7 protein-coding genes, 1 tRNA gene and 3 rRNA genes are annotated in these 12030 nt (G+C 62.8%); 9 read left to right on the top strand and 2 right to left on the bottom strand.

The annotated features are described in order from the left end of the window. The first annotated feature begins 7 nt into the window (after positions 1–7). Positions 8–760, top strand: a complete 753-nt coding sequence (gene dapB, locus OG520_RS10345) for a 4-hydroxy-tetrahydrodipicolinate reductase (RefSeq protein WP_385337361.1) — start codon at positions 8–10, stop codon at positions 758–760. Between the two features lie 13 nt (positions 761–773). Then, complete coding sequence (locus OG520_RS10340) at positions 774–1232, top strand: hypothetical protein (RefSeq protein ID WP_406012975.1); 459 nt, start codon at positions 774–776, stop codon at positions 1230–1232. 39 nt (positions 1233–1271) lie between these two features. Here OG520_RS10340 and OG520_RS10335 read toward each other — a convergent pair whose 3' ends face one another. Both OG520_RS10335 and OG520_RS10330 read right to left on the bottom strand, forming a co-directional pair. Continuing rightward, on the bottom strand, positions 1272–1823 hold the full coding sequence (locus tag OG520_RS10335) for a hypothetical protein (RefSeq protein ID WP_399335839.1): 552 nt from the start codon (positions 1821–1823) through the stop codon (positions 1272–1274). Between the two features lie 94 nt (positions 1824–1917). Next, positions 1918–2157: a hypothetical protein gene (locus OG520_RS10330; protein ID WP_399335837.1), complete on the bottom strand. Its 240-nt coding sequence runs from the start codon at positions 2155–2157 to the stop codon at positions 1918–1920. 186 nt (positions 2158–2343) lie between these two features. Between OG520_RS10330 and thyX the strand changes: the two genes are divergently transcribed. The 7 genes from thyX (at position 2344) to OG520_RS10295 (ending at position 12008) form a co-directional block, all read left to right on the top strand. Continuing rightward, on the top strand, positions 2344–3081 hold the full coding sequence (gene thyX, locus OG520_RS10325; RefSeq protein WP_383772745.1) for an FAD-dependent thymidylate synthase: 738 nt from the start codon (positions 2344–2346) through the stop codon (positions 3079–3081). 152 nt (positions 3082–3233) lie between these two features. After that, on the top strand, positions 3234–4133 hold the full coding sequence (dapA, locus tag OG520_RS10320; RefSeq protein ID WP_266427530.1) for a 4-hydroxy-tetrahydrodipicolinate synthase: 900 nt from the start codon (positions 3234–3236) through the stop codon (positions 4131–4133). Positions 4134–4258: 125 nt separating this feature from the next. Next, complete coding sequence (locus tag OG520_RS10315; protein WP_399335834.1) at positions 4259–5944, top strand: ribonuclease J; 1686 nt, start codon at positions 4259–4261, stop codon at positions 5942–5944. A 618-nt stretch (positions 5945–6562) separates the two neighbouring features. After that, positions 6563–8088 (top strand): 16S ribosomal RNA (locus OG520_RS10310). A gap of 296 nt (positions 8089–8384) precedes the next feature. Then, positions 8385–11509: ribosomal RNA gene (locus OG520_RS10305) — 23S ribosomal RNA — on the top strand. 77 nt (positions 11510–11586) lie between these two features. Beyond that, positions 11587–11703 (top strand): 5S ribosomal RNA (gene rrf / locus OG520_RS10300). Together the 16S, 23S and 5S rRNA genes with 1 tRNA gene alongside form the textbook arrangement of a ribosomal RNA operon. 232 nt (positions 11704–11935) lie before the next feature. Further along, positions 11936–12008, top strand: a tRNA-Thr gene (locus OG520_RS10295). Positions 12009–12030 lie beyond the last annotated feature (22 nt).

Genomic DNA, 12030 nt, shown 5'->3' with positions numbered 1-12030 from the left:
CAGAGCAATGAGCAAGCTGCGCGTGGCCGTTCTCGGCGCCAAGGGCCGCATCGGATCCGAGGCGGTACGAGCCGTCGAGGCCGCCGACGACATGGAGCTGGTGGCCGCGCTGGGACGCGGCGACGAGCTGGAGACCCTCACGGAATCCGGCGCCCAGGTCGTCGTCGAGCTCACCACCCCCGCGTCCGTGATGGGCAATCTCGACTTCTGCGTCCGGCACGGCATCCACGCCGTCGTCGGTACGACAGGCTGGTCCGACGAACGGCTCGCGCAGCTGAACACCTGGCTCTCCGGCTCCCCGGAGACCGGTGTGCTCATCGCGCCGAACTTCTCCATCGGCGCCGTCCTCACGATGAAGTTCGCGGAGCAGGCCGCCCGCTACTTCGAGTCCGTCGAGGTCATCGAACTCCACCACCCCAACAAGGCCGACGCCCCTTCGGGTACCGCCACCCGCACCGCCCAGCTGATCGCCGAGGCCCGCAGGAAGGCCGGCTGCGCCCCGCAGCCGGACGCCACCACCACGGCCCTGGACGGGGCCCGGGGAGCGGACGTCGACGGGGTCCCGGTCCACGCGGTCCGGCTCCGCGGCCTCCTCGCCCACCAGGAAGTGCTGCTCGGCGGCGAGGGCGAGACCCTCACCATCCGCCACGACTCCCTGCACCACAGCAGCTTCATGCCGGGCATCCTGCTCGGCGCACGCCGCGTGGTGACCACTCCCGGCCTCACGTTCGGCCTGGAACACTTCCTCGACCTGAACTGACTGAGCCCCCGCCATGCGCGCAAAGATCACTTACTTCGTCACCGCTGCCGTCCTGGTCTTCTACTTCGTCCTGGTCGGCAGCCGTGGCGTCCTGCTCATCGAGCACGGCACCCTGCTGACGGTCACCTTCGGGGTCGCGGTGCTGATCCTGCCGGTGATCGGCATCTGGTTCCTCTGGAAGAACACCCAGTTCGTGTCGCGGGCGAACGCGCTGGCCGCGGAACTCGACGCGGAGGGCGGCCTGCCGGTCGACGAACTGGTCCGCACCCCGTCCGGCCGCATCGACCGCGACTCGGCCGACGCGGTGTTCGCCCGCCGCCGCGAGGAGACCGAGGACTCCCCGGACGACTGGCGCAGCTGGTTCCGCCTCGCCGTCGCCTACCAGGACGCCAGGGACACCCCGCGGGCCCGGAAGGCCATGCAGCGAGCCATCGCCCTGCACATGAAGACCGCCCGGCCCAGCACGTCCTGAACGGGCGTGCCGGGCCGGGCGGCCCGTTCGTCCAGGGCCTCAGGCCCGCCGGTACTCGTCCCCCCACGCCTCGACCGTGTCGGCCGCACGGTCGAACGCCTCGCCGCGCGTCAGGAAGTCGGCGCTGTTGTCGGTGAGCAGCGGCGCCATCGCCTCGCCCCCCTGGCGTACGACGATCAGGGCCTGCCCCTGGACCGTGCGCGGGAACCCGAGCCACTTCACCGGCTGCTGCACCGTACGGATGGCGGTGACCCGGTTCCACGGCACGGTCGCCGTCGTGAAGAAGCCCACCCGGCGCACGCCGTGCCGGCTGACCCAGGCACCGACCCGCAGCAGCCGCAGCGCGCAGAGGATGACCCCGAGGGCCAGTACCAGGCACACGGCCGTGCCAGGCAGCGCCCCGGCGAACGCGATGATCATTCCCGCGAGCAGCACGAAGGACGCGAGCAGCAGCAGGAAGGCCGCAGCCGCGACGCGCCAGGGGCCGGGACGGTACGGACGTCGCCAGCTGTCGTGGTCGTCGAACGGCAGCGCGATGTCCTCGGCGCTCGCGTCAAACGCGCGGTCGGCCGTCAGAAAGGGCAGGGGCACGACAGATCCTCACTCACAAACACGCTCGATTGCTGTGCCCGGTGAGGCTACCGAGGAGGTCACCGGCCCGACCACCCCAGGGGGCCCGTACGAGTCAGTGCCCGTGGGCGGCCTCGGTCTGCTCGGCGTGCGAAGGGCTCTGGGTGGGGCTGAGCGCGGGCAGGCCGAGGATCAGCGCACCGGCCAGGCCGGCGACCACCGTCAGCCCGACGAGAGAACGGGCGGCCAGCTGGGAGACGCTCGCGCGCTCCCGCGGGGGCGGAGTGACATTGCTGCGGAATCGGTCGCTCTCGGCCACGAACGAGAACGGGACGGCTTCACGCCGGCGGAACATGAGGAAGGTCTCCTTGAACTCTGTTACGGATGCTGCTATTGAGTCAGACGCACGGCGGGCCCGATCGGTGCCCCGAATCGCCGAATTCGTCGAAGAAATCCCTGGACGGCCCTTCCCGACCTGGTTGTCAGTGGTGGCCCGTAGAGTGGGCGCCGCCCGTGCGACGCAACTGGAAGGACCCCGCCGGTGACCGAGACCCCCGAGCCCGCAAAGCCCAGCTTCCGCAGCGATGTCACCGTTGAGCTGGTGAAACACGCCGCGGGCGACTCCGACGTCCTGTTCGCGGCCCGTGTCTCCACGGCCGGCGAGCAGTCCCTGGAGGAGGTCACCAAGGACCCCGAGCGCTCCAAGGGCCTCATCAACTACCTGATGCGCGACCGCCACGGCAGCCCGTTCGAGCACAACTCGATGACCTTCTTCATCAGTGCCCCGATCTTCGTGTTCCGCGAGTTCATGCGGCACCGTGTCGGCTGGTCGTACAACGAGGAATCGGGCCGCTACAGGGAGCTGGAGCCGGTCTTCTACGTTCCGGACGCGTCCCGCAAGCTCGTCCAGCAGGGCCGCCCCGGCAAGTACGAGTTCGTCGAGGGCACCCGGGCCCAGCAGGAGCTCACCGGCCGCGTCATGGAGGACTCCTACCGCCAGGCGTACGAGGCGTACCAGGAGATGCTCGCCGCAGGAGTGGCCCGCGAGGTCGCCCGCTCCGTGCTCCCCGTCGGCCTCTTCTCCTCGATGTACGCCACGTGCAACGCCCGCTCGCTGATGCACTTCCTCGGCCTGCGCACCCAGCACGAGCTGGCGAAGGTGCCGTCCTTCCCGCAGCGCGAGATCGAGATGGTCGGACAGCAGATGGAGGAGCACTGGGCCCGGCTCATGCCGCTCACCCATGCAGCCTTCAACAAGAACGGACGCGTAGCCCCGTAAGCGGTGTCCGTATTGCGGCGTTTCGTGAAGTTCATCTAGGCTGATCAAACGGACCCGGCACTGCTTGAACCCCCGAGCAGGCAGTGCCGGGCTCCTACAGCTTGTCCCCCCGAGGGGACATTGGGCGCTGAGCAGCGAGTAGCGTGTTACCCATGGCTCCGATCTCCACTCCGCAGACCCCCTTCGGGCGGGTCCTCACCGCTATGGTCACGCCCTTCACGGCGGACGGTGCACTCGACCTCGACGGTGCGCAGCGGCTCGCCGTCCATCTGGTGGACGCAGGCAATGACGGCCTGGTCGTCAACGGCACCACCGGCGAGTCCCCGACCACCAGCGACGCGGAGAAAGACCAGCTCGTAAGGGCGGTACTGGAAGCCGTGGGGGACAGGGCCCACATCGTCGCGGGCATCGGCACCAACGACACCCGGCACAGCATCGAGCTCGCCCGTACGGCCGAACGCTCCGGCGCCCACGGACTCCTCGCGGTGACGCCGTACTACAACAAGCCGCCGCAGGAAGGCCTCTTCCGCCACTTCACGGCCATCGCCGACGCCACCGGCCTGCCGGTGATGCTCTACGACATTCCCGGTCGCAGCGGTGTGCCGATCGACACGGAGACGTTGGTACGGCTCGCCGAGCACCCGCGCATCGTCGCCAACAAGGACGCCAAGGGCGACCTCGGCCGCGCCAGCTGGGCCATCGCACGTTCCGGCCTCGCCTGGTACTCCGGCGACGACATGCTGAACCTGCCGCTGCTCTCGGTCGGCGCCATCGGATTCGTCTCCGTCGTCGGCCATGTCGTCACCCCCGACCTGCGCGCCCTCATCGAGGCGTATGCCGGCGGCGACGTCCAGAAGGCCACGGAGATCCACCAGAAGCTCCTGCCCGTCTTTACCGGCATGTTCCGCACCCAGGGTGTGATCACCACCAAAGCCGCACTGGCCCTCCAGGGCCTCCCGGCGGGCCCGCTGCGTCTCCCCCTGGTGGAACTCACCGCACAGGAAACGGCGCAGCTCAAGATCGATCTCGCAGCCGGTGGGGTAGAGCTGTAACCACAGACTTCACAACTGAATAAGCGAAGAACACTCGCAAGAGCGATCACAGACAAGTAAGTGCACGAATGACATGCGCGCCACGTGCCCAAGCGGTACGTGGCGTGTGTGGTAAGGAGAGTCTTTTGAGTCATCCGCATCCCGAACTCGGCACCCCGCCGAAGCTCCCGAAGGGCGGCCTCCGGGTCACCCCGCTCGGCGGCCTCGGCGAAATCGGCCGCAATATGACGGTCTTCGAGTACGGCGGCCGCCTGCTCATCGTCGACTGTGGAGTTCTCTTCCCCGAGGAGGAGCAGCCCGGAATCGACCTGATCCTGCCGGACTTCACCACGATCCGGGACCGTCTCGACGACATCGAGGGCATCGTCCTCACGCACGGCCACGAGGACCACATCGGTGGTGTCCCGTATCTGCTGCGCCTGAAGCCGGACATCCCTCTCATCGGCTCCAAGCTGACCCTCGCGCTGATCGAGGCGAAGCTCCAGGAGCACCGCATCCGTCCGTACACCCTCGAAGTGGCGGAGGGCCAGCGCGAGCGCATCGGCGTGTTCGACTGCGAGTTCATCGCGGTCAACCACTCCATCCCGGACGCCCTCGCGGTCGCCATCCGCACACCCGCGGGGATGGCCGTCGCGACCGGCGACTTCAAGATGGACCAGCTCCCGCTGGACGGCCGGCTCACCGACCTGCACGCTTTCGCCCGGCTGAGCGAGGAAGGCATCGACCTCCTTCTCTCCGACTCGACGAACGCCGAGGTCCCCGGCTTCGTACCGCCCGAGCGGGACATCTCCAACGTCCTGCGCACGGTCTTCGCCAACGCCCAGAAGCGGATCATCGTGGCGAGCTTCGCCAGCCACGTGCACCGCATCCAGCAGATCCTCGACGCGGCACACGAGTACGGCCGCAGGGTCGCCTTCGTCGGCCGCTCGATGGTCCGCAACATGGGCATCGCCCGTGACCTCGGTTATCTGAAGGTTCCCGCGGGCCTGGTCGTCGACGTCAAGACCCTCGACGACCTGCCGGACGACGAGGTCGTGCTGGTCTGCACGGGATCCCAGGGCGAGCCGATGGCCGCACTGTCCCGGATGGCCAACCGCGACCACCAGATCCGGATCGTCCAGGGCGACACGGTGATCCTCGCGTCGTCCCTGATCCCGGGCAACGAGAACGCGGTCTACCGCGTGATCAACGGCCTGACCCGCTGGGGCGCCAACGTCGTCCACAAGGGCAACGCCAAGGTCCACGTCTCGGGCCACGCCTCGGCCGGCGAGCTGCTGTACTTCTACAACATCTGCAAGCCGAAGAACCTGATGCCGGTCCACGGCGAATGGCGCCATCTGAGGGCCAACGCCGAACTGGGCGCGCTCACCGGCGTACCCAAGGACCACATCGTCATCGCCGAGGACGGCGTCGTCGTCGACCTCATCGACGGCAAGGCCAAGATCGTCGGCAAGGTCCAGGCGGGATATGTGTACGTCGACGGCCTCTCGGTCGGCGATGTCACCGAGACCTCGCTCAAGGACCGTCGTATCCTCGGTGACGAGGGCATCATCTCGGTCTTCATCGTGGTCGACAGCTCCTCCGGCAAGATCACGGGCGGGCCGGACATCCACGCCCGCGGCTCCGGCATCGACGACTCGGCGTTCACCGCCGTGGTGCCGAAGATCGAGGAAGCGATCAACAAGTCCGCCCAGGACGGCGTGCTGGAGCCGCACCAGCTCCAGCAGCTCGTCCGTCGCACGGTGGGCAAGTGGGTTTCCGACACCTACCGCCGGCGCCCGATGATCCTTCCCGTCGTCGTCGAGGTCTGACGCCGACAGCAACGAACTCCGGAGCGGGGCCCCCGATTTGCATCGGGGCGCCCCGCTCCAGTACGTTTACGGCTCCGCCTGACCGGGAAGCACCGCGCACACTCGTGTGCAGTGAGCGTTCCGGACGGGGCGGGAATTCCGACTCAGAACTTCTGATAAAGTCGGATCCGCCGAAAGGCAAAGACCACTCCAAAGGTCACCGGAATTCAAATTCGGACCGGAAACGGAACGAAAAAGAGTCTGGTAAGGTTGGAACCGCCGGAAAGGGAAGCGCGAAAGCGAAGAACTGGAAAGCGAAACCCGCTTCGACCGGGAATCGGACACGAAAGAGTCTGATAGAGTCGGAAACGCAAGACCGAAGGGAAAGCCCGGAGGAAAGCCCGAGAGGGTGAGTACAAAGGAAGCGTCCGTTCCTTGAGAACTCAACAGCGTGCCAAAAGTCAACGCCAGATATGTTGATACCCCGGCCTGCTTCGGCAGGTTGGAGGTTCCTTTGAAAGTCCCGCGGGGTCACTGACCCGGTGGGCAATTTACACAGCGAGGACGCTGTGAACGACCGGTCTTATTCCGTCCGGTCGTTCCGCTCTCGTGTTGTGTTGTCCCGATCACGGGAAAACATTCACGGAGAGTTTGATCCTGGCTCAGGACGAACGCTGGCGGCGTGCTTAACACATGCAAGTCGAACGATGAAGCCCTTCGGGGTGGATTAGTGGCGAACGGGTGAGTAACACGTGGGCAATCTGCCCTTCACTCTGGGACAAGCCCTGGAAACGGGGTCTAATACCGGATAACACTCTGTCCCGCATGGGACGGGGTTGAAAGCTCCGGCGGTGAAGGATGAGCCCGCGGCCTATCAGCTTGTTGGTGGGGTGATGGCCTACCAAGGCGACGACGGGTAGCCGGCCTGAGAGGGCGACCGGCCACACTGGGACTGAGACACGGCCCAGACTCCTACGGGAGGCAGCAGTGGGGAATATTGCACAATGGGCGAAAGCCTGATGCAGCGACGCCGCGTGAGGGATGACGGCCTTCGGGTTGTAAACCTCTTTCAGCAGGGAAGAAGCGAGAGTGACGGTACCTGCAGAAGAAGCGCCGGCTAACTACGTGCCAGCAGCCGCGGTAATACGTAGGGCGCAAGCGTTGTCCGGAATTATTGGGCGTAAAGAGCTCGTAGGCGGCTTGTTGCGTCGGTTGTGAAAGCCCGGGGCTTAACCCCGGGTCTGCAGTCGATACGGGCAGGCTAGAGTGTGGTAGGGGAGATCGGAATTCCTGGTGTAGCGGTGAAATGCGCAGATATCAGGAGGAACACCGGTGGCGAAGGCGGATCTCTGGGCCATTACTGACGCTGAGGAGCGAAAGCGTGGGGAGCGAACAGGATTAGATACCCTGGTAGTCCACGCCGTAAACGTTGGGAACTAGGTGTTGGCGACATTCCACGTCGTCGGTGCCGCAGCTAACGCATTAAGTTCCCCGCCTGGGGAGTACGGCCGCAAGGCTAAAACTCAAAGGAATTGACGGGGGCCCGCACAAGCAGCGGAGCATGTGGCTTAATTCGACGCAACGCGAAGAACCTTACCAAGGCTTGACATACACCGGAAAGCATCAGAGATGGTGCCCCCCTTGTGGTCGGTGTACAGGTGGTGCATGGCTGTCGTCAGCTCGTGTCGTGAGATGTTGGGTTAAGTCCCGCAACGAGCGCAACCCTTGTTCTGTGTTGCCAGCATGCCCTTCGGGGTGATGGGGACTCACAGGAGACTGCCGGGGTCAACTCGGAGGAAGGTGGGGACGACGTCAAGTCATCATGCCCCTTATGTCTTGGGCTGCACACGTGCTACAATGGCCGGTACAATGAGCTGCGATGCCGCGAGGCGGAGCGAATCTCAAAAAGCCGGTCTCAGTTCGGATTGGGGTCTGCAACTCGACCCCATGAAGTCGGAGTTGCTAGTAATCGCAGATCAGCATTGCTGCGGTGAATACGTTCCCGGGCCTTGTACACACCGCCCGTCACGTCACGAAAGTCGGTAACACCCGAAGCCGGTGGCCCAACCCCTTGTGGGAGGGAGCTGTCGAAGGTGGGACTGGCGATTGGGACGAAGTCGTAACAAGGTAGCCGTACCGGAAGGTGCGGCTGGATCACCTCCTTTCTAAGGAGCATCTAGATTCCGCAAGGAGTCCAGAGGCCATTACGTCGGCAAATGTTCGACGGTGGTTGCTCATGGGTGGAACGTTGACTATTCGGCACGACAGGTTGTTTTTCACTAGTACTGCTTCGGCGTGGAACGTGGGGGATGGCAGGTCGGGTCGGGCACGTTGTTGGGTATCTGAGGGTACGGCCGTATGGTCGCCTTCAGTTGCCGGCCCCAGTGAACTTGCCTGTAAGGGTGAGGTGATGGGTGGCTGGTCGTTGTTTGAGAACTGCACAGTGGACGCGAGCATCTGTGGCCAAGTTTTTAAGGGCGCACGGTGGATGCCTTGGCACCAGGAACCGATGAAGGACGTGGGAGGCCACGATAGGCCCCGGGGAGCTGTCAACCGAGCTTTGATCCGGGGGTGTCCGAATGGGGAAACCCGGCAGTCGTCATGGGCTGTCACCCGCTGCTGAACACATAGGCAGTGTGGAGGGAACGAGGGGAAGTGAAACATCTCAGTACCCTCAGGAAGAGAAAACAACCGTGATTCCGGGAGTAGTGGCGAGCGAAACCGGATGAGGCCAAACCGTATGTGTGTGATACCCGGCAGGGGTTGCGCATGCGGGGTTGTGGGATCTCTCTTTTGCGGTCTGCCGGCCGTGAGACGAGTCAGAAACCGTTGATGTAGGCGAAGGACATGCGAAAGGTCCGGCGTAGAGGGTAAGACCCCCGTAGCTGAAACATTGACGGCTCGTTTGAGAGACACCCAAGTAGCACGGGGCCCGAGAAATCCCGTGTGAATCTGGCGGGACCACCCGCTAAGCCTAAATATTCCCTGGTGACCGATAGCGGATAGTACCGTGAGGGAATGGTGAAAAGTACCGCGGGAGCGGAGTGAAATAGTACCTGAAACCGTGTGCCTACAAGCCGTGGGAGCGTCGCTGTGTGTGCTTGCACATGCAGTCGTGACTGCGTGCCTTTTGAAGAATGAGCCTGCGAGTTTGCGGTGTGTTGCGAGGTTAACCCGTGTGGGGAAGCCGTAGCGAAAGCGAGTCCGAATAGGGCGTTTCAGTAGCACGCTCAAGACCCGAAGCGGAGTGATCTAGCCATGGGCAGGTTGAAGCGGAGGTAAGACTTCGTGGAGGACCGAACCCACCAGGGTTGAAAACCTGGGGGATGACCTGTGGTTAGGGGTGAAAGGCCAATCAAACTCCGTGATAGCTGGTTCTCCCCGAAATGCATTTAGGTGCAGCGTCGTGTGTTTCTTGCCGGAGGTAGAGCACTGGATAGGCGATGGGCCCTACCGGGTTACTGACCTTAGCCAAACTCCGAATGCCGGTAAGTGAGAGCACGGCAGTGAGACTGTGGGGGATAAGCTCCATGGTCGAGAGGGAAACAGCCCAGAGCATCGACTAAGGCCCCTAAGCGTACGCTAAGTGGGAAAGGATGTGGAGTCGCAGAGACAACCAGGAGGTTGGCTTAGAAGCAGCCACCCTTGAAAGAGTGCGTAATAGCTCACTGGTCAAGTGATTCCGCGCCGACAATGTAGCGGGGCTCAAGCGTACCGCCGAAGTCGTGTCATTCACACATGAAGGGCCAACGCCTGTGTGGATGGGTAGGGGAGCGTCGTGTGCCGGGTGAAGCAGCCGCGGAAGCGAGTTGTGGACGGTTCACGAGTGAGAATGCAGGCATGAGTAGCGATACACACGTGAGAAACGTGTGCGCCGATTGACTAAGGGTTCCTGGGTCAAGCTGATCTGCCCAGGGTAAGTCGGGACCTAAGGCGAGGCCGACAGGCGTAGTCGATGGACAACCGGTTGATATTCCGGTACCCGCTTTGAAACGCCCAATACTGAATCAGGCGATGCTAAGTCCGTGAAGCCGGCCCGATCTCTTCGGAGTTGAGGGTAGTGGTGGAGCCGATGAACCAGACTTGTAGTAGGTAAGCGATGGGGTGACGCAGGAAGGTAGTCCAGCCCGGGCGGTGGTTGTCCCGGGGTAAGGGTGTAGGACGCACGGTAGGCAAATCCGTCGTGCATATAGTCTGAGACCTGATGCCGAGCCGATTGTGGTGAAGTGGATGATCCTATGCTGTCGAGAAAAGCCTCTAGCGAGTTTCATGGCGGCCCGTACCCTAAACCGACTCAGGTGGTCAGGTAGAGAATACCGAGGCGTTCGGGTGAACTATGGTTAAGGAACTCGGCAAAATGCCCCCGTAACTTCGGGAGAAGGGGGGCCATCACTGGTGAGTGGATTTACTCCATGAGCTGGGGGTGGCCGCAGAGACCAGCGAGAAGCGACTGTTTACTAAAAACACAGGTCCGTGCGAAGCCGTAAGGCGATGTATACGGACTGACGCCTGCCCGGTGCTGGAACGTTAAGGGGACCGGTTAGCTGACTTTCGGGTCGGCGAAGCTGAGAACTTAAGCGCCAGTAAACGGCGGTGGTAACTATAACCATCCTAAGGTAGCGAAATTCCTTGTCGGGTAAGTTCCGACCTGCACGAATGGCGTAACGACTTCTCGACTGTCTCAACCATAGGCCCGGTGAAATTGCACTACGAGTAAAGATGCTCGTTTCGCGCAGCAGGACGGAAAGACCCCGGGACCTTTACTACAGTTTGATATTGGTGTTCGGTTCGGCTTGTGTAGGATAGGTGGGAGACTTTGAAGCGGCCACGCCAGTGGTTGTGGAGTCGTCGTTGAAATACCACTCTGGTCGTGCTGGATGTCTAACCTGGGTCCGTGATCCGGATCAGGGACAGTGTCTGATGGGTAGTTTAACTGGGGCGGTTGCCTCCTAAAGAGTAACGGAGGCGCCCAAAGGTTCCCTCAGCCTGGTTGGCAATCAGGTGTTGAGTGTAAGTGCACAAGGGAGCTTGACTGTGAGACCGACGGGTCGAGCAGGGACGAAAGTCGGGACTAGTGATCCGGCAGTGGCTTGTGGAAGCGCTGTCGCTCAACGGATAAAAGGTACCCCGGGGATAACAGGCTGATCTTCCCCAAGAGTCCATATCGACGGGATGGTTTGGCACCTCGATGTCGGCTCGTCGCATCCTGGGGCTGGAGTCGGTCCCAAGGGTTGGGCTGTTCGCCCATTAAAGCGGTACGCGAGCTGGGTTTAGAACGTCGTGAGACAGTTCGGTCCCTATCCGCTGTGCGCGTAGGAATATTGAGAAGGGCTGTCCCTAGTACGAGAGGACCGGGACGGACGAACCTCTGGTGTGCCAGTTGTTCTGCCAAGGGCATGGCTGGTTGGCTACGTTCGGAAAGGATAACCGCTGAAAGCATCTAAGCGGGAAGCCTGCTTCGAGATGAGTATTCCCACCCTCTTGAAGGGTTAAGGCTCCCAGTAGACGACTGGGTTGATAGGCCAGATGTGGAAGCCCGGTAACGGGTGGAGCTGACTGGTACTAATAGGCCGAGGGCTTGTCCTCAGTTGCTCGCGTCCACTGTGTTAGTTCTGAAATAACGAACGGCCGTGTTTTTCCGGTGTTGGTTAATTTCATAGTGTTTCGGTGGTCATTGCGTTAGGGAAACGCCCGGTTACATTCCGAACCCGGAAGCTAAGCCTTTCAGCGCCGATGGTACTGCAGGGGGGACCCTGTGGGAGAGTAGGACGCCGCCGAACTCCTTTTACGGGAAAGCCCCGTGCCCTTGTGGCACGGGGCTTTTCTGCGTTCCACGGTTGGCTGCCCTATGGAGTCGTACGGCCGGGGCCGGCCTTGTCGGGGCAGGCCCCGCGTCGTGACGGGAAGGACGGTGCGGGGTCCGGTGAGAGCCCGTCAGAGTCTTCTGTGGTCAGTGGTTTTGAGCATCCCTGAGTTCGGGGTATGCTTTACCTCGTTGCCACAGCGCAGTAGGCCCCAATAGCTCAGTCGGTAGAGCGTCTCCATGGTAAGGAGAAGGTCTGCGGTTCGATTCCGCATTGGGGCTCAGAAGAATAGGAAAGGCCCCC

Origin of the sequence: Streptomyces sp. NBC_00984 (assembly GCF_045162475.1) — a bacterium.
GTDB lineage: Bacteria > Actinomycetota > Actinomycetes > Streptomycetales > Streptomycetaceae > Streptomyces.
The sequence above is the reverse complement of the archived record's forward strand: the minus strand, read 5'-3'. Positions and strand labels throughout refer to the sequence as shown.

What these genes read in the sequence shown, in the direction of transcription:
- dapA (WP_266427530.1), top strand. Translation starts at nt 3,234, where the DNA reads ATGGCTCCGATCTCCACTCCGCAGACCCCCTTCGGGCGGGTCCTCACC.
- OG520_RS10330 (WP_399335837.1), bottom strand. Translation starts at nt 2,157, where the DNA reads ATGTTCCGCCGGCGTGAAGCCGTCCCGTTCTCGTTCGTGGCCGAGAGC.
- OG520_RS10340 (WP_406012975.1), top strand. Translation starts at nt 774, where the DNA reads ATGCGCGCAAAGATCACTTACTTCGTCACCGCTGCCGTCCTGGTCTTC.
- dapB (WP_385337361.1), top strand. Translation starts at nt 8, where the DNA reads ATGAGCAAGCTGCGCGTGGCCGTTCTCGGCGCCAAGGGCCGCATCGGA.